At 47.4% G+C, this 21,627-nt stretch carries 19 protein-coding genes, 1 tRNA gene and 1 pseudogene; 4 read left to right on the top strand and 17 right to left on the bottom strand.

Going from position 1 to position 21,627, the window contains the following annotated elements; genetic code table 11:
- Nucleotides 1-194: 194 nt before the first annotated feature.
- The 12 genes and pseudogenes from HXT35_RS05390 to HXT35_RS05335 all read right to left on the bottom strand — a co-directional run bounded on the left by HXT35_RS05390 (nucleotide 195) and on the right by HXT35_RS05335 (nucleotide 12,171).
- Nucleotides 195-635, bottom strand: a complete 441-nt coding sequence (locus HXT35_RS05390) for a helix-turn-helix domain-containing protein (RefSeq protein ID WP_004128759.1) — start codon at nucleotides 633-635, stop codon at nucleotides 195-197.
- Between the two features lie 145 nt (nucleotides 636-780).
- Nucleotides 781-1,035 (bottom strand): DUF4160 domain-containing protein, encoded by a 255-nt coding sequence (locus HXT35_RS05385; protein WP_032843574.1) that lies wholly within the window; start codon nucleotides 1,033-1,035, stop codon nucleotides 781-783.
- 228 nt (nucleotides 1,036-1,263) lie between these two features.
- A tRNA-Arg gene (locus HXT35_RS05380) sits at nucleotides 1,264-1,336 on the bottom strand.
- Nucleotides 1,337-1,437: 101 nt separating this feature from the next.
- A pseudogene (locus HXT35_RS05375) lies at nucleotides 1,438-2,459 on the bottom strand (ORF6N domain-containing protein).
- 425 nt (nucleotides 2,460-2,884) lie between these two features.
- Entirely contained in the window at nucleotides 2,885-5,572 is a 2,688-nt protein-coding gene (locus tag HXT35_RS05370) for an ATP-binding cassette domain-containing protein (RefSeq protein ID WP_421787992.1), read from the bottom strand.
- A 54-nt stretch (nucleotides 5,573-5,626) separates the two neighbouring features.
- Nucleotides 5,627-6,235, bottom strand: a complete 609-nt coding sequence (locus HXT35_RS05365) for an ECF transporter S component (RefSeq protein ID WP_004128767.1) — start codon at nucleotides 6,233-6,235, stop codon at nucleotides 5,627-5,629.
- A gap of 519 nt (nucleotides 6,236-6,754) precedes the next feature.
- Nucleotides 6,755-7,597, bottom strand: coding sequence for a DUF4191 domain-containing protein (locus HXT35_RS05360; RefSeq protein WP_421787990.1), 843 nt, complete (start codon nucleotides 7,595-7,597; stop codon nucleotides 6,755-6,757).
- A 155-nt stretch (nucleotides 7,598-7,752) separates the two neighbouring features.
- Entirely contained in the window at nucleotides 7,753-8,415 is a 663-nt protein-coding gene (locus HXT35_RS05355) for a DUF3043 domain-containing protein (protein ID WP_421787988.1), read from the bottom strand.
- A 52-nt stretch (nucleotides 8,416-8,467) separates the two neighbouring features.
- Nucleotides 8,468-9,835 (bottom strand): dipeptidase, encoded by a 1,368-nt coding sequence (locus tag HXT35_RS05350; RefSeq protein ID WP_421787986.1) that lies wholly within the window; start codon nucleotides 9,833-9,835, stop codon nucleotides 8,468-8,470.
- A gap of 90 nt (nucleotides 9,836-9,925) precedes the next feature.
- On the bottom strand, nucleotides 9,926-10,474 hold the full coding sequence (locus HXT35_RS05345) for a low molecular weight protein-tyrosine-phosphatase (protein ID WP_421787984.1): 549 nt from the start codon (nucleotides 10,472-10,474) through the stop codon (nucleotides 9,926-9,928).
- Between the two features lie 95 nt (nucleotides 10,475-10,569).
- Entirely contained in the window at nucleotides 10,570-11,223 is a 654-nt protein-coding gene (locus HXT35_RS05340) for a dihydrofolate reductase (protein ID WP_421787982.1), read from the bottom strand.
- 75 nt (nucleotides 11,224-11,298) lie between these two features.
- Nucleotides 11,299-12,171: a thymidylate synthase gene (locus tag HXT35_RS05335; RefSeq protein ID WP_004128784.1), complete on the bottom strand. Its 873-nt coding sequence runs from the start codon at nucleotides 12,169-12,171 to the stop codon at nucleotides 11,299-11,301.
- 108 nt (nucleotides 12,172-12,279) lie between these two features.
- On the opposite strand from HXT35_RS05335, the gene HXT35_RS05330 reads away from it, so the two are divergent.
- Nucleotides 12,280-12,699 (top strand): OsmC family protein, encoded by a 420-nt coding sequence (locus HXT35_RS05330; protein ID WP_004128786.1) that lies wholly within the window; start codon nucleotides 12,280-12,282, stop codon nucleotides 12,697-12,699.
- A 198-nt stretch (nucleotides 12,700-12,897) separates the two neighbouring features.
- Nucleotides 12,898-14,181: a glycosyltransferase gene (locus tag HXT35_RS05325; protein WP_004128789.1), complete on the top strand. Its 1,284-nt coding sequence runs from the start codon at nucleotides 12,898-12,900 to the stop codon at nucleotides 14,179-14,181.
- Nucleotides 14,182-14,387: 206 nt separating this feature from the next.
- Here the strand turns inward: HXT35_RS05325 and HXT35_RS05320 are convergent, their stop codons facing one another.
- From HXT35_RS05320 to HXT35_RS05310, 3 genes are all read right to left on the bottom strand, one after another.
- Nucleotides 14,388-15,413, bottom strand: a complete 1,026-nt coding sequence (locus HXT35_RS05320) for a universal stress protein (protein WP_421777716.1) — start codon at nucleotides 15,411-15,413, stop codon at nucleotides 14,388-14,390.
- A gap of 167 nt (nucleotides 15,414-15,580) precedes the next feature.
- Nucleotides 15,581-16,297 carry a C40 family peptidase gene (locus tag HXT35_RS05315; RefSeq protein ID WP_004128792.1) on the bottom strand — a complete coding sequence of 239 codons (717 nt, stop codon included), beginning with the start codon at nucleotides 16,295-16,297 and terminating at the stop codon, nucleotides 15,581-15,583.
- Between the two features lie 145 nt (nucleotides 16,298-16,442).
- Nucleotides 16,443-17,705, bottom strand: coding sequence for a CHAP domain-containing protein (locus tag HXT35_RS05310; RefSeq protein WP_004128794.1), 1,263 nt, complete (start codon nucleotides 17,703-17,705; stop codon nucleotides 16,443-16,445).
- A gap of 281 nt (nucleotides 17,706-17,986) precedes the next feature.
- Here HXT35_RS05310 and HXT35_RS05305 point away from each other — a divergent pair, with 281 nt between their 5' ends.
- Nucleotides 17,987-18,241, top strand: coding sequence for a DUF2530 domain-containing protein (locus HXT35_RS05305; protein ID WP_004128796.1), 255 nt, complete (start codon nucleotides 17,987-17,989; stop codon nucleotides 18,239-18,241).
- Nucleotides 18,242-18,257: 16 nt separating this feature from the next.
- On the opposite strand, the gene HXT35_RS05300 is transcribed toward HXT35_RS05305, so the two are convergent.
- A complete protein-coding gene (locus HXT35_RS05300; protein ID WP_004128798.1) occupies nucleotides 18,258-19,532 on the bottom strand; it encodes a sensor histidine kinase in 1,275 nt (424 codons plus the stop codon).
- A 161-nt stretch (nucleotides 19,533-19,693) separates the two neighbouring features.
- Here HXT35_RS05300 and phoU point away from each other — a divergent pair, with 161 nt between their 5' ends.
- Nucleotides 19,694-20,374 carry a phosphate signaling complex protein PhoU gene (gene phoU / locus HXT35_RS05295; protein ID WP_004128799.1) on the top strand — a complete coding sequence of 227 codons (681 nt, stop codon included), beginning with the start codon at nucleotides 19,694-19,696 and terminating at the stop codon, nucleotides 20,372-20,374.
- A gap of 461 nt (nucleotides 20,375-20,835) precedes the next feature.
- On the opposite strand, the gene HXT35_RS05290 is transcribed toward phoU, so the two are convergent.
- Nucleotides 20,836-21,576, bottom strand: coding sequence for a phosphoglyceromutase (locus HXT35_RS05290; RefSeq protein ID WP_004128801.1), 741 nt, complete (start codon nucleotides 21,574-21,576; stop codon nucleotides 20,836-20,838).
- Nucleotides 21,577-21,627: the final 51 nt, after the last annotated feature.

Here is a 21,627-nt window from a genome sequence, read left to right as displayed (position 1 = left end):
GGGCGCGAAAATCCGACCAAAACGACTCAGCCGTGAGCAGTTTATGCCGCTTTACCAGCAGATTCCGACCAAAACTACTCAGCCGCGAGTAGTTTATGCCGCCTACGCGCGAAAATCCGACCACAACAGCACGCGCGTGAGTAGTTTATGCCGCTTGAGCAGCGTTCTCCCCACATTTGGAGCGACGCACAATCTCAATTAGCACCAACCTGATTCCCATACTCTCTAACCATCGCACTACGAGTAACAACCCACTGCTTGCCGTACTTTTGAGCATCAACGCCCTTAACAAGCTTCTTATACGACACAGCTTTCCTAAGAGTCGACTCGCTTAAATTCCACAAATCGCTCGCATCTGCAAAAGACATTAAATTGTCAAATGGCGTTTTAATCTGCTCGCCGTTATTCCACAACTCGTCGCACGAAATATCTAAATCATCATTCCAAACAATGCCGTATCCGCCAGTATCTACAACGACTTTATTAAACAACTCTTCGTCTTCCAATGCTTTGAACGCTGGAAACTTGTGCAGCAGATTAAGCACATTGTATTCCTTAAAAGTTCCGTTTACAAAATGCACAAGGAGCCTCATATTTGCACACGCTTTTACATCTTTAATCTTGTGGAAGTTCATAACCTCTCCTTTGTCACTATACTAAACTCACTATTGCTAAACGCTCCGTCTTTGCCGCCATATTAAACGCGCTAATGCACTAATTCTTCTGATCAATCTGCTTAAAACGCTTAAAGAACTTAAAAACTTAAAGCGTACCAGCGTATTAATTCAGCGGTTCTATTTTCTTAAATTCTTGAGTATTCCAAATAGTAATCAATTCATCTTTGTGAACTGCAATCCACTCAATCACCATGCACTCTGCGCGCTTGGGCAAATACCCGTCAATGACTTTACATAACTGAATATCTAGAGCAGCAACATAGTTGCCATATATAGCATGAATATGCGGCGGATTATGCTCTGCACTTGCAAAATACATTCGTATAACAATCCCATAAAACCTTGAAATTACAGGCACATTCACACCTCTTTCTTTTTTCTAAACGTTCAATAATATCAATATATTATATCACGATACAGTGATATTTGATGTATGCTAACCAAGACAGCGAACGCGCGAGCAGTTTATGCCGCTTGCGTGTGAAAATCCGACCAAAAAGGCTCAGCTGTGAGTAGTTTATGTCGCCTACGTGCGAAATATTGAAAGTAGAAGTAAGAGAAATCTGCGAGAATAGAAAATCAAAAGTGGGCTTAATGGGGTTCGAACCCACGACCTTCTGCTCCGGAGGCAGACGCTCTATCCACTGAGCTACAAGCCCGCAACTCGAGAAAGTATACACGCTAGTCGGGATGCGAAGCGGGAAGCGACATAAACTCTACAGCGGTGAGTAGTTTATGCCGCCTACGCGCGCACAAACCGCTAAAACCCCAACTCAGGATTCTTTAACAACTCATCAAACATCGCATGATACAAGCGCAAATTCAAAGACTCTATCCGCGTAATAGTCGAGATTTTGCCGCCAGTATCTTTCGACGAAGCACCACAAACGTAAACAGCCTCATCGCCCATACCATAATCTATAACCACATACCTATCGCGATACTTTCTGCCAGAAGTCTTAAACTTCAAATCAACACTAGGATAATCACTTACAAAATCGCTCAGCATACTTTCCGTAAGCATATCCTTGCTCCTAGCATTATCACTAAAAACCACGATTTCAACCCCTTCCCCAGCAAACCACAAAAGTTCCAACGTTTTAAGAGCAACATAATTATCTACAACATAAATGCTTTTCTTAGCTGACTTATATATTTTGCAATACGCAAGATCCGCTTCTATTTTATTGCCGTCCATAAGAAGAAAATGTTTATACGTATCTGGATTAATAAAATTATCCATTACTTTATTAAAATCTTCCTTCGTTGCCATTTGAGATTTTATTTCCGCTATATCTTTAGTATTCTGGTTTGTTTGAATCGCAAGCTTAGCTAATTCATTCTCGCCAATAAAATCCCTATTTTCAACAATATAATCCTTCATCTGCTTAAAGGTTCTAATAAGCGCTTTCGACTGCATTGTGGCAAGATCACCTCTTAGCACAGTCATGAGCATATAAATACCCTGCTCCGTAAAAGCATAAGGCAGCTTTCTGCGACCACCCCAACTTGATGTAGAATTTTTCGACATCAAGTTTTTGAACTCGTCAGCAGTTAGCTGAAACATAAAGTCGTTATCAAATTTTTCTATGTTATTTTTTACTTGCTGATTGAACGCTCTTGTACTGTATCCATATATATTTCAGCTAAATCCACATCAAGCATGACTTTTTGATTGCGAATGTTATATATCTTTTCTTTTATAGTTTTAGCGTCTATAAGCGCTTTAGCGGACTCGCCTTTAGAATCCGCGATAATTAAATTTTTATTCTGCTCTACCATAAGACTCCTCCAAAAAATGTACGTAAAACCTAGCGCCGCGCAACAAAAGAATCAGCATCACTTCTAGCGCAAGATGACAAAATCACAGAAACAACAAATCACAGAAGCAATCACAGAAGCAACAAATCACGGTAAAAACAAATCACGATTACTAAATCACGATTACTAAATCAAGCAAGTCATATATAAATGCGTCGTCTTAAATGCGCCAGCGCATATGCAACTATTTTACAACACTACAGGAAGAGCAAGGAATAGGCGGGCACGACTAAAATAGCGCAAGGGTGAGTAGTTTATGCCGCTTTACCGGCAGATTCCGACCAAAACGACTCAGCCGCGAGCAGTTTATGTCGCCTTAGAGCCAAAAAGCGACAGAAACTCTACGGAGTCGTAAAGGAAAGGCCGCTACGATACCCCAGCCGGTATCACGCACCGCCAAGGAAGGCGAAAGTACCGAAGTAAAGCGCAGACGCAACCGAAACCAGCGGCACAATCACGCAAACCGCAAAAATCCACCAATCGCGCGCATGCACACTACTCACGCGAGCGTGCGAACGCGCCCCAACTCCCCCAAAACCGCGCGCTTCCATAGCCGTGGCGAGCGTCGTCGAACGTCGAATCGAAAGCACAAGCAGCGCAAACGACTGCGGGAAGAACGCCCTCACGCGATGCTCATCGCCAAGCCCGCGCGAACGCCTCGACGCCGTCAGCGCCGCCCAATCATCCTGCAGCACGCCAAAAAGCCTAATTCCCGCCAAACCGCCGTACACGAATCGGTCCGGCAAATGCAACACCTGGCTAAACGCATCCGCCAAATCGGTTGCGTCCATGCCAATCACCATCACAATCGACGGAATACCAATCGCCAAAATCCTAAGCGAAGTTGCAACGGCCAGCATCGCCGATCGGTCCGTAGCATGCATAAGCCACCACTGGAACCAAGTATTTCCGCCACTTTTGCCGTATAGCAGCACGGTGAGCGCGGAAGTCGGCGCACCCACCCACACAGGCCAGGAAAGGCGAATCACACGCCACGGAGTAAGTTTGATGCATGCGAAAATCGCAAATTCCAGCACCAGCGCCACAGAAGCCGACACGCAATCAAGCGTAAAAATCAGCGGAATCGAAGCCGCGAACGCTCCAAAAATACGAAATACCGGATTCATCGACGCAATAAGCGGCGAACGGCTTGAAAGTTTCGGCTTTTCGCCGCGATTGTTGACGGCACTCACTTTGATTCGCGAAATGTCGGTTGCGCCGGTGGTGGCGGAAAGAGCTTCAGAAGCTTCAGTTTTCGAATCCGGCACAAGCTCCACCAAGCGCGCGCCTAACGCCTCAACCAGCTCACGATCATGCGTCACCACAATAATGCTCACACCCTCGCTACGAAGGCTTGCAATCAGGCGAATAATTTGCAGCCAAGTTTTGCGATCCTGACCAAAAGTAGGCTCGTCCAAAATCAGCACGCGCGGAGCTGCAGCAAGCGACGCAGCAACAGTCAGTCGCCGCTTTTCACCTCCCGAAAGCGTGTACGGATTCGCCTTCGCATAGCGCGCCAAACGGAATCGCTTCAGCAACTCCTGAGCCTTCGCGCGCGCCTCATCCGCCGGCACGCCCGTGCGAAGCGGGCCAAGCATAACCTCGTCCAGCACCGAACCACACGCGAACTGATGCTCCGGATTCTGAAAAACGTACGAAATTCGCTTCGCCAAATCCGGCGACTTCCACTTCATTGGATTCGTGCCGTTCGCGCCTTTCGCAAGAGCCTCGCTCGCCACAACATCGCCACTTACAGCCGGCAAAAGACCCGCCAAAGTTAGCGAAAGCGTTGATTTTCCAGTGCCGTTCGCGCCGACCAAAGCCGTAATCTGACCGGCTCTGAACTCAAGATTTATGTGACGCGCAATCGGCTCGCTGCTATGGCTGATTGCGAGATCCTTCGTAGAAAGTAGAACTTCTCCGTAGCCTTCTGCTGGATTGCAGTTTGAGGAAGATTTACTTACGGAAGATTCATTTGCAGAAGATTTTACGTTTTTCTTGTAACGCTCCGGAAGCCAAATACCCAGATCTTCAAAGTCCAAATCGGTGCGATTAAATACCTCGTCCGGCGTGCCGTCCGCCACAATCACCGTGCGAGATGAAGCCTCGCGCGCAATATCGTCGTCGTGAACGGTTTCGCTGTGAACAGTTTCAGTAGAAGTCTCACGTTGAGCAGTCTCATCGCGAGAAGTTTCATCATTCTCAAGCCCAAGCACAACCACGCGATCAATCATGTCAATCCACGGCTCAGCATGATGCTCAACAAGCACCATCGTGGCATGCGTCGAATCCAAAACCGCGCGCACAGCGCCCACAATCTGCTGCGTTCCGTCCGGATCCAAATTCGCAGTTGGCTCGTCCAAAAGCAGCACGCTCGGCTGCATCGCAAGAGCACCCGCAAGAGCCAAACGCTGCATCTGACCGCCGCTTAGATGCGAAGTTGAACGATGCAACTGCAAGCCATCCAACCCAACTTTTTTAAGACTTTCGCGCACACGATCCCAAATCTCTTCGCGCGGAACGTTCATATTTTCCGGACCGAACGCAACGTTATCTCCCAAACGCTGGAAAATCGCCTGCGCATCCGGATCTTGCAAAACAAGCCCAACCTTGCCTCGCGCGCGGCGAACCGGCACGCCGTCAACCAAAACGCAACCCTCGCTCACACCACCATCGGCATCTTCGACGAGAGTGGTTTGATGGGATTTTGCGGAAGTATCAGAAGTATTTGCGGAAGATTTAGTAGTATTTGAAGAGGATTTAGTAGCGCTATCTTTCGCGCTACTTTTAGCCACAAAATCATTGCCAATAAGACCTGCCGCACCACTTAAAATCGTGGATTTACCAATGCCTGACGCACCCAGCAGCAACACACGCTGACCCGCCTTAATCGTGAGGTCCAACCCGCGCACAGCAAAAGCGCGACGGGAAGCATGACGATAACCCCAATGCTCAAAACGAAGCTCAGCGTTATTAGCTTTGCTAGCGTTATTAGCGCTGCTGTCACTATTGCAATCGCTTGAAGCTGATGGAAGGAAAGTTTCAGATTCTTGCGATTTAACAGCATCAGGCATAGTAAATCCTTTATGGCAATGATAGATTTTTAATTTTTGCGAATACGTTATTCGCTATTTTTCGCGGATTTCGCGACCGGAAGCAAACTGATCCAACGCGCCGGTCTTAGCGATTCCCACATACAAGAACCACATCAAAATGCCTGCAATCACAATGCCGGAAACCACGGTGCTGACGAAGTATGGAAGACCATACTTGCCGAATACGCTAACAGCCTGCAACTTACCGAGGAAGGTGTAACCCCAGCAACCAATGCCAGTCAATGCGCCGGAAAGAATCATTGTGTTCAAATTCCACTTCTTGTAAGCGAAAATAATGAACGCAATTTCAGCAAACAGACCCTGAACCACTGCAATAGCGAAGGTTTCAGCACCACCCCACTGATTGCCCATCAAAGCTTCGAGCACACCAGCTACGACTTCAGCGTAAATAGCAGCACCCGGCTTACGCACGATTACTGCGGCCAAAGGAGCAGCGAAGAGCCAAAGACCGTTAATAAGACCTGCAAAACCTGGAAGAATGCTGTTTAGCGCAGTCCATGGAACCTCACTAAAAATGGCAACAACCCAATAAATAAAAGCAGAAACAACGCCAATTACAGAAGCAACTGCGATGTCTGCAACACGCCACTGCATGTTGACCTGATAATTTTCTTCTGACATAAAATGTGCCTTTCTTATTATGCGTTGCAATGCGTTACATTGTGCGCAATGCAATACCTTGCGTTACAACGAAACCTTGCAACACCTCTCAGGCACGGGAAAAACTGACCTCCGTGCGCCGGCATTAACCGGATTCACGTTCAAGCGGTTTTCTCTCAGCTCTGCTGCGCGCAATAACGCACCAACACAAAGCACCCGTGTCGATTGACGATTGTACGGCAGCGCGTAGACGCACGCCTCCAAGCTTGGTCGCGACGACTGCGCGAGGGGCCGAAGAATGTGGTTGATAGACCATAACGCAGTACATAATCTGCGCCAGTAACGAAAAAACACTGTTATACGTTATTAACGCAATATGCCGACTGCGCCAGTAACGAAAAAACGCAAATATCCGTTACGCATGCAGAAAAACAAACACCGTATAATTTCCCAACGTTTGGAGCAATACGCAACAATAAAAAACGTGCGTAAGCACCTAACAAACAGCACTTACGCACGCTTATCATCCTATATTAAAATTTACTTACCGCGCATTGCACGACGGCTTATGCGCTGCGGACGCGTTGGATCAATACCTTTAGGAATACCGAATCCGCTCTTGCTTTGCAAAGTGCGCAAACGCTCGTTCAAAATCGCCAGCTCCGTTTTGGTAAGGAAGAATCGGCGGTTTGGATGAATCTTATTAAGCAGCGCAAACTTGTGATTCGAAGGCTGCAAAGTCTTGGCGCGCAACACTTTTCCGCGCAATTCCTTAAGCTTCACCTGGTTTTCGCCATTACCAACAGCCATACGGTATACAGGTATATTCGATCCCGCCGTAACGCTTCTAATAGCGTGCTCTTGGCGATCCATCGCGTGCATTAAGCGCTCGTAATTGCCCTCGCCAACAAGGAAGATTCCGTTAAAACCAGTGCCGCGCCAAATCGCGTCCTTTGTACGAGGATCAACCCACACCGGCTGCTGCGGGAAGGTGAATCCGCCCTTGTTAATCGCCGAAACGATGCCAGCCGCTGCCCCTGGGCGACCTTCCAACTTCGCGTAACCAACCTTATCCGCGCGCTTCGTAAGCACAACCGTAAACAGCAGAAAACCAACCATTACCGCTGTAACAATCATCATAACCCACGCAAAAATCGACCAGCGCAGCAACAAACCAAAAACAATAGCCACGACTATTGGCGCTGCAAACGCCACGGACAGCCACAGCGGAAGCTGCTTATCGTCAGGATACGTGTACTTATAAATTCGGATAATCTGCGAAAACATGCCCTGCATGCCCATTTTATTTGCGGACTTATTTGCGGACTTATTTCCCGACTGATTCGTGCTATGCGATTTGTCTTGTGATTTACCTTGTGCCATGCGTTTACCCCATGATATTCGCGTTATTTTGAGTACTCAAAATAATAATAGTAGGTTGTGCAAATATTAATAAGTTTGCGATTACTATATTGCTTAACTTGGCTTAATATTGCTTAATTTCGCTTAACTGCAACTTAATTTCGCTTAACTGCAGCTTACTTCGGCCAATTTCCGCGCTTTGGCGAACTTGGTTTCGGCAAACGCCAGCGACGCATCTGCATCGCACGGCTCCAAGCATACATGCCGGAACGCGACTGCTTCGACACCGCAACATCGCCATAACGACGCACAAGCTCCTTACGCAACTTTCGCCACATAATAAACATGTCGATCACGGAAGCAAAAAGATACGTGTACAGCAGCACAGCGAGCGCAATGTACACAATCACAAACCGCGAAAGCGCAAACAGGCATATCATAATCACAATTGCAAACGGCACGAAAAACTCGCCGATGTTAAAGCGCGCGTCCACGTAATCGCGAATATATACGCGCCACGGAAGCTGCTCAACCTTTGGCATATGCGCTAAATCACCCGTACGCATTGCTTCGTATTGGATATTTTCGCGCTGCCTGATTCTAGCGCGAGCCTGCTTTGCACTGGCCTTGCGATCGGCTGGAACAAGCGGACGAAGATTTTGCGCTTGAGCCGCGTTGCGCTTAGGAGTTGGCGCGTTTTTTTCGCGGGATTTCGCTGCTAATTTTTCGGTTGATTTTTCGTCCGATTTCACAGCTGATTTTTCGTCCGATTTCTGCTGAGCAGACGCACCGACTGTAGCTTCAGCAGCTGTTTTCTTTGCAAATGGATTCCATGTCATGTTTGCAGATTACTCAACAGACTAGACGCATAAGCGCAACGTAGAAACGAGATTACTCAGCCAATCGATCCAAAAGCAGCGCTTCGGTCACAATATTTCCGCGCAATCCAGAAAGAGAAATCGACTCGTTAGGGCTGTGCGCATTAGACTTAGGGTCTTCCGGACCAGTCACAAGCACTTGCGCCTTTGGGAATATGCGCTGAAGCTCTGGAATAAACGGAATCGAGCCGCCCTCGCCCTTATTTACCGGCTCCACGCCAAAAGCGTCGCGCATAGAAGCGAGCGCATCCTTTGTTGCAACAGCATCCGGATCCATTGCCCAACCCATGCCGTTATCAATCGGCTCTACAGTAACTTCCGCACCAAAAGGAGCGTGAGATACCAAGAAGTCACACAACGCTTTTTGCGCTTCTTCTGGACGCTGCGAAGGCGCGGTACGAAGCGAAAGACGCAACTTAGTTTCGTGCGCAATCACATTAAAACTGCCCTCAACCGGATGCGCGTCCATGCCAATTACCGTCAGACTCGGCTTAGTCCACATGCGCGCGGCGAGAGAACCGGTGCCGGCAAGCTTATAAGAATCAACTACGGAAGCGTCGGCACGCACTTGCGACTCGTCTAAATCGCGCTGCAAACCGCCGACTGGCTCCTCTGCTTTAATTCCAGGCACTGCCAAGTCGCCATCCTTGTTATAAAGCGAAGCAATAAGCATGGAAGCGAGAGTGTAAGCGTCCAAAATTGGGCCGCCAAACTGGCCGGAATGCACTTGATGGCCAAGAACTTTAACCTTTACGTCCACGTCGGTATTTCCGCGCAAACTCGTTGTGAGGCTTGGTATTTCGGCGGACCAGTTGCCGGAGTCTGCCACGATGATTACGTCTGATTCGAACTCGGCTTTATGCGACTCTATGAAAGGAATGAAGCTTGGCGAGCCCATTTCTTCTTCGCCTTCGATGAAAACCTTAATATTTACGCGCAAATCGTCGCTTAGCGCGCGCAAAGCTCCGTAGTGAATTGCGATTCCGCCGCCATCGTCGGCAGATCCACGGCCGTAAAGACGACCGTCGCACTCTGTGCCTTCAAATGGGTTTGTGTTCCACTCGGATGGGTCCGGAACAGGCTGCACATCGTGATGCGCGTACAGCAAAACCGTTGGCGCGCTTGGGTTTACGATGCGCGAGCCGACCACTTCAAAAGCCCCCGGAGTGCCGTCCGGATTCGTGGACTGCTCAACGCGCGCGTCAATACCAACCTCACGCAATACCCCAGCCACGTATTGCGCGGACTTTTGCATATGCTCGCCGGCAATACCCTTAGCCGAAACCGCAGCAAGCGAAATCTTCTTATTCAACACGGAAACTACATCATTCCAAGCGTCTTGCACGCGAGCGCGCACGTCTTCAACAGCCAAACCTGCCATAAATCCTCCCAAGTAAAAGTAGCAGAGCAGTAATTTATACTTACAAAACTATATCTAAATTATACCTAAACTATATTCGCAAATCATGCGCTAAGCGCGCGCGATTCTACTTTCAACCCAATCGACTATGTAAGGCGCGCACTGTTCAACCTGATCCATCGCAACCTCAAACTCGTGCGGGCCGCCGTACCACGGATCTGCCAAATCGAGCAGCATCTCGCGACCAGGCTGCGGCTTAGGAAGCTCCGGATCAAACGCGCGATACATGTGCACAAGATAGCGCTTTTGTGCAGGAAGAAGGCGCAAAAGCGAGTGCATGTGCGAAGCCGTCATCGGCAAAAACAGGTTCGTTTCCGCAATCTCATCCGCATCAATTCGATGCGCAAAATGTGACGCAGGAATCCTATACCCGCGTTTCGTAAGCTCACGCTGTGCGCGACGGTCAATCGGATTTCCGTACTCTTCGTCGCTAACTCCGCTGGAACGCACTGCAACAACGTCGCCCAATCCCCTCAACTGGAACTCGTTGCGCAATACGATTTCCGCCATTGGCGAGCGGCAAATATTGCCAGTGCAAACCGTCATAACAGTGTATGGGTGACGCGCGTCGACCTTGATTTTGCTTGATTCTTCAGTCATGCTTCCTCGTTTATTTTGCTGTCTTGTTTATTTTGCTGTCTCGTTTATTTTTGGGTTTTTCGTTTATTTTGCGATTTTTTATTTTGCGATTTCGTTTACTGCAAAGGCTCATATACCATAAACCGGTATTGTGCAGGATTGCTTTCGTCACCAACTTTAAGCGGCGCTTCATGCCACTCACCTTCGCGCGCAACATGCCATTTTCCGGAATCAACAAGTTCTTGGATGTTCGGAGCAAATGTGTCAGCTTCAACTTTCGCGTCGATTTGCGTAACGTAAGCTGCGTTCGCGTGATAATTCGCAAGCATTTCGCGCAAAATCGCAGCACCGCCAATAACCCAAATTGCATGGCCGTCTTGAGGAGAGTCTTGAGATGCGTCTTGAGATGCGCTTTCCTTACTTTCGAGCTTTTCCTTATTTTCCAGCCATTCGCGCGCGTAATCCAATGCCGCATCAATGCTAGTAAAACTACGCGCTCCATCTGCCACAAAATCAGGATTATGCGTAACCACAATATTTTCGCGGCCTGGCAGCGGACGGAATTTCGGCGGCGTTGCATCCCACGTACCGCGGCCCATAATCACAGGGCAGCCGATTGTCATCGCCTTAAAATAGCGCAAATCTGGAGAAAGTCGCCACGGCATTCCGCCGTTCACGCCCATAGCGCCAGGCTTACCGTCCAAACCGAAAGCCTCACCCCAAATAAGTCGCACCGGAAAATTATTCACCGCACTTACGCTACTTTCCATTTTTCGCACCTCACAAGCAAAATCAAGCTCAATCACGCTCAATCAACCAAAATCACGCAAAATATTTCGCAATTATCACACAGCAACCGGCGCTTTAATCGTCGGATGATGCTTGTAATCAACAACCTTAAAATCGCTGTAATCGTAGTCAAAAATCGAATCTGCCTTACGAATTTCAAGTTGCGGATACGGGTATGGCTCGCGCGAAAGCTGCTCAAGCACCTGCTCAACGTGATTGTCGTAAATATGGCAATCGCCGCCCGTCCACACGAACTCACCAGGCTCCAAACCTGCCTGCTGAGCCATCATCATCGTCAAAAGCGAGTAAGACGCAATGTTAAACGGCACGCCGAGGAACATATCGCAAGAGCGCTGGTAAAGCTGACACGAAAGCTTGCCGTCAGCAACGTAGAACTGGAAAAGCGAGTGGCAAGGCGGCAACGCCATATGCTCAACTTCCGCAGGATTCCAAGCGCTAACAATCATGCGGCGAGAATCCGGATGATTTTTCATAAGATCTAGCACGTTCGCGATTTGGTCGATTGTGCGGTTCGGATTTTCCGCCGTAGGCGCCGGCCAACTCCTCCACTGAACGCCATAAACAGGACCCAAATCGCCGTTTTCATCCGCCCACTCGTCCCAAATATGAACGCCATTTTCTTGCAACCAGCGCACGTTACTCGAACCCTTAAGGAACCAAAGTAACTCGTACGCAAGTCCTTTGAAAAACACGGTTTTTGTAGTAATAAGCGGGAAGTATTTACTAATATCAAAGCGGATTTGTTGGCCAAAAAGTGAGATTGTGCCAGTGCCGGTGCGATCTGATTTTAGAGTGCCTTCCGTAAGGATTTTTCGCACTAAATCCTCGTAAGGAGTAGGGATGCTGGAAAGCGGTTTTTGTGGGATGCGCGCGCGAATTGCGGCAAGTTCTTCTTCTGTTAAAGCCATGATTCAATGGTAACAATTCACGGTAACAATTCACGGTAAGAATTGGACTGTCGTGGCGGTAACAATATGACGTAAAATAGTTAGATAATCAGTAGCAAAGGAGCAAAAATGTCTAGAAGATTATGGGTAGAGCGCGCAGAAGACGGCACTTGGGAAGCACACAGCGATGACGGTGCGAGCTTGAAGTTTGGGCACGGCGACGGCATGTTTAATCCAGTTGAGCTGATGCAGATTGCTTTGGCCGGTTGCACCGCTCTTAGTAGCCAGTATGCGGCTGAGCAGGCTGTTGGCGAGTCTGCCGGCGCGCGAGTTGTGGTAAACGGCACGTACGACGCAGAAGAAGGAGCGTACTTGCGTTTTCAAGAAGACGTTACACTTGACGCAACTTCGGCAAAACCTGCATTAAGCCAGGAAGATGCGGCCGCACTTAAAGAGCGCATGGAACGTCATATTTCCAGGGGTTGCACGGTTAAGCATACGCTCGAAAATGAGGCTAAAGTAAGCGTAAATGTTACTGTTCGCCGCTAAGATAAGGCAAAAAATCGCACCAAAATTCACACCAAAAATCGTAGAAAAAATCGTAGCAGAAATCGTAGCAAATTCACCACAAAATCGTAGCAAAAATCACGCAAAATTCACCACTTGTGGCACAATTGAATACACGAACTGAGTACACGAATTTAGTACACAGAATACTTGCGCAATAACGATGCTACGCATGCATGTATGCAACCGGAGGAAACTTTGAAAATCGCTATTTTTACCGAAACGTATCCACCGTACATAAATGGCGTTGCAACACAGTCATACATGCTCAAAAAAATGTATGAAGAGCTTGGTCACGAGGTGCTTGTGGTCACGGTTGGCTCCGAAAAACAGCGCAAAACCAAGCTTGAAGACGGCGTCGTCTATGTGCCTGGAATCTTACTTAAAAAGCTTTACAAATACCGCGTGGCGCTTCCGATTGGCCACATGCGAAAGCAGCTGCCACTTAAATTCAAGCCGGATGTTATTCATATTCAGAACGAATTTGGAATTGGCGAAATAGGCTTGGAAGTTGCGAAAAAAGAGCATATTCCTGTTATTTACACACTTCACACGGAATACGATAAATTCCTGTTTTACATTGGTTTGAAGCATTTTACTGAGTTTTCGCGCAACCTTTCGGCGAAATATTTTATGCGATTTTCGAAAAATGCCACAATTATTACGAGCATGTCTGCTAAAGCGCAGGCTTATATTGACCGTCAGAAGGTAGATAAAAAAGTTGTTGTGCTAAACAATGCCGTTGAATACAAGCAGTTTTTGCCTACTCCAGAGCGTCTTGCCTTCCGTAAAGCTTTCCGCGAAAAATACGGCGTTTCGGACTCGACTAAGCTTTTCGTTTTCGTAGGAAGAATTGGTGCAGAAAAAAATATTGCTGAGCTGATTGACAACTTTATGTATTGCGATTTTCCTCGCGAAAAAGCGCGATTATTTGTGATTGGCGGCGGACCGGATTTGGAAGACTTGCGAAATCGCGTGGCAGACAACGGTTTTGACGATAGGATCTGCCTGCTTGGACCGATTTCACACACGGAAATTCCGAAGTATTTGCACGCGATGGACTACTACACCACCGCCTCACTTTCCGAAATGCACTCGCTTTCTATGCTCGAAGCAATGGCTTCCGGACTGTTTGCGCTTGTGAAGCACGATGCGCCTAACGAAGACCAGATTATTAGCGGTCAAAACGGGTATCAGTGGGATACTCGCGAAGATTTTAAGGCAGTTTTTAGCAAAGTTTTGAATATGAGCGAGGCTGAGCAGGCTCAGCTTAAGGCGAATGTGCTCGAGTATTCGAAGAATAACGATTTTAAGAGCCAAGCGCTTGAGCTGCTCAAAATTTATGAGCGCGCAATTGAGATGAATAAGAAAGATCTCGCCGAAAAGAAAGCTAAGCAAGATGCAAGGCGTGCGCGTTTTATGCTAAAGAAGCACGAAAATACTGAGCAAAATCCGCAAGATTAGACGCTTTAACGCTCCAAACGCGTGAAAAATACCCCACGTTTGGAGCAAAACACAACCCAAAACCCTCCAAACGCGGGAGAAGTTACCCAGGTTTGGAGCATTTACGCACACATTACCCTCCAAACGCGAGACAACTACCCCACGTTTGGAGCAATATAGCACAAACAACGCTCCAAACACGAGCGTTATCTCGCTCGGGTTAAGCGCTAACGCAAAGGATCAATCGTCTGATCAATCTCCTTGGCCGCTTCTGCTCCAGCCTTTGGAACATCAACCTCATGCACGCCAGAAATATCGTCAATAGACGCATTCTCGCTCTGCTTTTGAGCCTCGGCAACCTGAGCCGCGCTAAATTCCACATACTTTCTAGGCACAACGTACACAGGCCTCGAAGAATGCTGCAGCAAGCCCTGGCTAATCGAACCAAGCAAAAGTCCAGTAAAACCGCCGCGTCCGCGCGAACCAACAACCACAAGATCATGATTCAAGCTCGCCTGGGTTAGCGCATCAACAGCGGAACCAGGCACAACAGTGCGGTGAATCTTCAAATCAGGCAAACCTTGCAAAATAGGCTTCACGCGCTCCTCAAGATCTTCCATATAAGATCCCATAACTGCAGTGTCTCCCTCAGCGCCCTGCACGCTTGGAACCGCGGAAATAACATCCAACTCAGCATTCCAGCTATCCGCCAAATTAGCGGCAATTTCCAGCGCTTTAAGACCCCACTTAGATTCGTCCGAACCCACAGCCACGCGCGAAATCGTGTTATTTAAGTGTATTCGCTGACCATCGTCGTCTGTGTAAGGCACAACCACGATCGGGCAATACGCGTACGCCGGCAACGAAGAGCTGGTTGTTCCAAGCAAACGCTCCGCCAAGCCGCCTTTACCACGGTTACCGATCACAATAAGCTGATAATTGCGCGAAAGCTCCACGAAAACCGACGAAGGGTCGCCTGTAACAATCAGAGTAGTTGCGTCAACGCCCTGCTCAAGCGCCACAGCTTTAGCTTTTGAAAGAATTTCTTGCGCATCGTGATGAGCCGCGTTATCGTCACCAATCGCAGTATAAGTAGCATCAAACGAAACCGCCGCATAACTCGGCAAAGAATACGCGCAAACAATTTGCAACTGTAAGCCTGCATGTTTTGCGTAATTTGCAGCCCACCAAACTGCCTTATAACTCGCGTGAGAGCCATCAACTCCAACTAAAACAGCTTTTTCGGGAATCATCGCCAACCTCCTCATACGGGCACTTGCGGCAGCAGCGTCACTCGTGCGCAAACGTATTTACTATTGTAGCGTAATTTTAGATTGATTGCTCGCAAGTTTTGCGATATATAACTACAAGACGCTATATACTCGCAAAACGCAATACAATTACAAGACGAGATATATAACTACAAGACGCGACGAATAGAATATCCACCAGGGAAAACGTAGCGGATTGGATCGTACTTAGTGCCGGCAAGCTGGGAATTAATTACCATACCGTTACCAACATAAATAGAAGCATGCTGACCGTTGGCAATAATATCGCCCGGCTGTGCTTGATCAAGACTTGGGATTGGAGTTCCAACAGTTGCCTGCGCGCCAGAAGTACGAGGCAAAGAAACACCAACAGCCGCAAAAACGTACTGCACGAAGCCGGAGCAATCCCAGCCAGCAGGAGTTGTACCGCCACTGCGATACGGCACCTTACCTAAGAATTGCGTAGCGAAATTAAGCAAAGCCTCAACAGACTTACCGTTTGGCGGCACAATATTAGCCTGCTGAACAGGCTGAACGGAACCACGGTACTCAGAACGGCTTGCTGCAGCTTCATAAGTGTTTCGCGCAGCAGCAGCGGCAAGTTCGCTAGGAGTCTTAGTTTGAGGAACGTTTAAGCTTTCAATTCCACCCCAATTGGAGTTGGAATCTACATCAGTAGAGGTAGATTCAGTCAAAAGATCTCGACGCACACTCGACATCTTTGGGAATGAGCGCGTTGAAGTAACAGCCGCCTGCTCTGACGCATGCGAAGACTCTGCCATGGCAACTGGAGCCATAACAGCAAGCATTGAAGCCGCAGTGACCGCTGATGCAATAACTGAAAAAATCTTACTGTGATTTAACATACTTCTGAAAGTTTAACACTATGCTGCTACATGCTCGTTTGGCGCAGATTGCGTTCTACACCAGTACACATGACTGTTACTTTCTCAGTTCGCTGACTGAATTAGTAACGGTGTTTGGATTGTGACTATGCCACTTAGTAATGCTTTAGTAGTGAATGAATTGATATTGAGAAAGCTGCTTTGCATCAAACTTACGAGAGAATGTTTTTCCGTGCAAAGAAGCGCCAGATTCCGAAGTTTCAATCGAACCGTCTGAATTAATCTTCTCAACAATTGCAACATGTCCGTAGAACGGATCCGAACCAGCCTGACCAGCGCGGAAAACCATAACATCTCCAACGTGGCGAGGTGTGCGATCAACCCAATACCCGAGTCCGCGCGCAGAATCAGCCCACATGTTTCCGTTGCCAAAATGCGAACCAACAGGCAAACCAAGTTGAGATCTACGCACATACACCCACCAAGTGCACTGGCTGAACTCATACGCGTTACCGGTATCCCCAGTTGCATGATTTGGATTAAAGCCCTTTGGCAATACGTCAAAGTCTTTATCCATAAGCAAAGCGACTTTAGGATTATCTGCAGCAGAACGCGACATTTCCGCAATATTAAAACCTGAATCCGCGCCCAGCTTCCAAGAATCCGACTTAGAAGACGTTACAGAAGCGGTTCCAGGATGCGAACTTGCAGCGCTTCTTGCAGTCGAAATACCCAAAAGGCCGGAAATTCCCGAAGAAGCATAAGCGCCGGAATTATTAGTATTTGCATCATAATCAGCGCGTGCAGCGTGTGCAGCATGAGCGGCATGAGCTGCATGTGAAGCATCACCGGAGTCTGAGCCACTAGCGTTTTCAATAGAGTCAACAGCGTTATTGATTGCATCCATAGAATCTGGCGAATCAATCGAAGTTCGCTGACTAGAGCGAGATACGTTCAAAGCCGAAGAATCATCAACGCTAGTTATGCCATGCTCAAGCTCTGATGCGCGAGAATCAAAAGTATTAATTTTTGTAAGCGACATTGTTGCCGCAACAGCGCCAATCATAGCAATCATAGAAGTTGAAACAAGCAGGCGACGACGACGCTCATTAGCAAGCCTAGACAACCTGATTTCGCGACGGCTTTGCGGCATAATCTCTTGCAAACGCTCGGCAACAGCATCCGAAACCTCAACAACAGCACCATTGCTTGCTGAAAGTGCAGCTAAACGCTCACTATTGCGATTAGTTTGGTAAGAACGCGCGCCATGAAGGCCGTGAGCTCCGCGCGAAGTGCGAGAGCTATGCGAAGAAGTACGCTCACTGTGCGAACCGTGCGCACCATGCTCACCATGCTGTGCTACAAAAAGAGAAAGCGGCGAATAACTACGCCCCTTTGCCTTCGGAGCACCATGTGCAGCACGCTTCATACGAATCACTTTCTTACGTAAACTTTGCCTGTAAATGCTGTGAATATTGTGGATTTAGCGACACCCAACGCACGCCTTCCACAGACACATCTATTTAAGATTACAACGTGGCGCGGATGTAGGAAACACTTATTGGAATCGCGCTGCGCAATCCTGTGCGCAATAACATACGAAATCGAGTGCGCAATAACGTGCATAATAACGTGCGCAATAACGTGCATAATCGCCCTGCATAATCTCGTGCGTAATTTTTAGACTCGACTCAGTTGTATGGTTAGAGTATGAAATTAGCACCTATAGTTAATCCAGATGCACGAAAGTCTACACCAAAGCCACTGCGCGTAGATTTGCGTAAGGTTTTTTCGATAGGTACAATAGCTTGGCTTATTGCAACAGTAGTTACGGTTATTATTGCGTTTTTGCATATTACTACTTGGTTTCCCGCGCTAGTTTGCGCAAGCGGCATGATTATTGGCGTTCTGCTTTTAATTTGGGAGCACTTTGACCGCTGGGATTATCGCCGGCTCGGAAAATAACTTATATTCGCGAAACTTAATTATTCGCAATCGGCACAGCAAAACTAACTGTAGTCCCCTGGCCCGGCCTGCTCCACAATGTAATACTTCCGTGATGCGTAAGTGCCACATGCTTAGCAATCGCAAGACCCAAGCCAACACCATCCTGACTTTTATTACTCTGATTGTGCGCACGATAAAAACGCTCAAAAATGCGCGACTGATCTTCTAAATCAATACCAACACCCCTGTCAACCACGCGAATTACAGCGTAACAACCGTCCGAAGAAGACGCGGCAGATATTGAAACGGTAGCGTTTTGAGGCGAATACGTAATCGCGTTTTCAATTAACTTACGAATCGCAGCTTTAATCTGATCGCCGTCACCGCGCACGCGCAAAGAAGAATCAGCTTTTATCTTAAGCAAAACGCCGCAATTTTGAGCAAAAGAGTCAGTCTGATTTTTAACAGACTCAAGCAAATCTGCAACCGACAACAATTTAGACGCATTTACGTCAATAGGATTTTGCGCACGAACAAGCCACAGTAAATCTTCAAGCATATGCTCAAGTTTTGTGGAAGATTTATTTGCGATTTTCGCTATTTCCTTAACTTTTTGCGTAGAAACGTTAGCTTCCTGCAAAACTTTAGTAAGCTGAGTTAAGCTGCGCGTGGAATTTATTAGCTGATCAGAAACGTTTGCAATAAAGTCGTCTCGAGTTTGCGCAAAACGGTGAGCCGCACTCGTGTCCTCAATAATCAACACAACCACACCGCCACCAACGCTACCTGCCGTAATATTCAGCCAATTTGGGCGCGAAATCGTAGTCGATTCTTCGGAATCATCCGCAATTTTATAACGCTCTGGAGTTGAAGTCACCAAAGAAAGACGCTCAAATCCCCCGGAATTGCGAACGGAATTAACAGCTTGAAGCACGCGCGACTGGCAGAGCGAATCGTCAATAACAACGCCCAGCAAATAAGCTTCGGAGCTTGCGCGAATTACGTCATTTTCGGAGTCGATTACAACAGTCGGCATGTCGAGCATTGCCAAAACTTGAGACGCATCCGAACTTAGGTCGTCTAAATCGGAAAGATTTTCGGATTCGCGGCCTGAGTTGAGATCTGAATCGTAAGAATCGTAAGCATGATTAGAAGTTAAGCCGCGTGAAATATTAACTCTTTTAAACGCGCGCAGCAAAAAACGCCACAACGGCGAAAACCAATCCGACGCAAAAACGCATAACGCAAGCACAACGCAAAGCGAGAGCACGCCAAACGCAATAAATACTACGGCTGAAGAATCAGGCATACTATTATAATCTCATATTTTGCGCACTTTGGTAACTCTGCAAATAAAAAGCGGCATAGACTACTCGCAGCTGAGCAGTTTCGGCCGCTTCGTTACTAGCGTCGTCTATAATTAGAAAGGATGCGCACATAAAGCTTATTGCAACAACGAAAGGATGCACCATGCGAGTGATTTTCAACGAAGAAATGAAGGCCGTATCTGCAAACCTCGAACGCATGGCGGAACTTGTGTCGAAAGCTATGAACGACGCGGGAAACGCACTTGTGAACGCGGATTTGGAATCTGCGCAAACCGTTATTGACAAAGACGCGGATTTGGACGCTTTGGAAGCCAGCACTATTGATCAGTGCTTAACTCTTCTCGCGCGCCAAAACCCGGTTGCAACGGACTTGCGCGAAGTTGTTGCCACTATGCGTTTGGCGGCAACTTTCGAGCGCATGGGCGACTTAACTAGTCATATTGCGCAAATCACTAGGCGAACTTGGCCAGAGTCCGCTATTGTGCAAGAAGCGCGCGAAACAATTGTTGCGATGATTGACTTTTTGCACGAGCTTGCAGGGCGATTAACTACCATGGTTGCTAATCGCGACGTAAAAATGGCGGAAACCATTATTGCTGGAGATGACTCGCTAGACAAGCTGCATGAGGAGATTTTTGCGCTTGTTGAAGGTGAAAATTGGCACGGCACGCGCAGGCAGCTGATTGACATTGTGCTGCTGAGCCGCTTTATTGAGCGCATTGGCGACCACAGCGTTGCTGTTGCAAGGCAGATTGTGTTTATTGTTTCGGGATTTGATCCAACAAAGAAGCCTGAGCCAGATAAAGACACTGTGATTGCGTAGCGCTTGTGGTTGCGTAGCGCTGATATTTTAGAGCGTTGAGTGACATATATTAAGCAGCGTATAAGCGGCACATAAACAGTGCATATTTGTTATGCAAGATTAATATTTATACAATGCTATACCACTATATTTAGTAGCGCCCCCAATCCCCCACATCTAAAAACTAAATTATTATTCATTCAATACTTATTAGGGGGGGGGGCGTATAAAAATTCCTAGAATATTGCAGATGCGCTCAATCGTAAATAAAAAAGAAACGGGTGAATTTGCAATACGCAACAAATTCACCCGATAGAGAAATTAGAAAGAAGATATTTATAAGTATACGATGCTAGTTAATATTACGCAAGTACTTTTATAATATTTTCTTAAATTTTCTTTTTAATTTTTCGCTAAGTATTAGCTAAGCCTTAAATAAGTCTTCTTAAGCCTTCTTAAGCCTTCTTAAGCTCGACTTAAGCTCACTTCTGACCCTGAGCTGCAACAGCGGCAGCGCCGGCAGCAGCAGCTTCTGGATCCAAATACTCACCGCGAGGCTTGATTGGCTTGAAGTTCTCATCCAACTCGTAAAGCAGCGGAATAGCGGTAGGAATATTGACCTTAGAAATCTCTTCCTCGCTCAAACCGTCAAGCATCTTCACAATTGCACGCAAGCTGTTGCCATGAGCTGCAATCATCACGGTCTTTCCAGACTTAAGCTCAGGAATAATATCGGACTCCCAGTAAGGCGTTACGCGAGTCACAACATTTGCCAAAGCTTCAGTTTCTGGAACTGGATCGCCTGCGTAACGAGGATCGTTAGTCTGAGAATACTCATCGTTTGGATCAATCTCAGGAGGTGGAGTTGCGTAAGAACGACGCCAAATCATGAACTTCTCATCGCCATATTCCTGACGAATCTCAGACTTGTTCTTACCTTGCAAAGCGCCATAGTGACGCTCGTTCAAACGCCAGCTGCGGCGAACTGGAATCCACAAGCGGTCGGCTGCATCAAGCGCGTAATTCGCGGTGTTGATAGCACGACGAAGCAAAGAAGTGAACACGATGTCTGGAAGAACGTTCTTCTCTTTAAGAAGCTCGCCACCATGCTTAGCTTCCTCAACACCCTGCTCAGTCAGCGGTACATCAACCCAACCAGTGAACTGATTGGTCTTATTCCATGCGCTCTGACCATGTCGGAGCAATACTAATTTATATGTCATAATTACCTAGTCTATTCGTTTCGTACGACTACATGAATTAAATTTTACTTT

It is taken from the genome of Gardnerella sp. DNF01141 (assembly GCF_049244255.1).
Classification (GTDB): domain Bacteria; phylum Actinomycetota; class Actinomycetes; order Actinomycetales; family Bifidobacteriaceae; genus Bifidobacterium; species Bifidobacterium vaginale_E.
The sequence above is the reverse complement of the archived record's forward strand: the minus strand, read 5'-3'. Positions and strand labels throughout refer to the sequence as shown.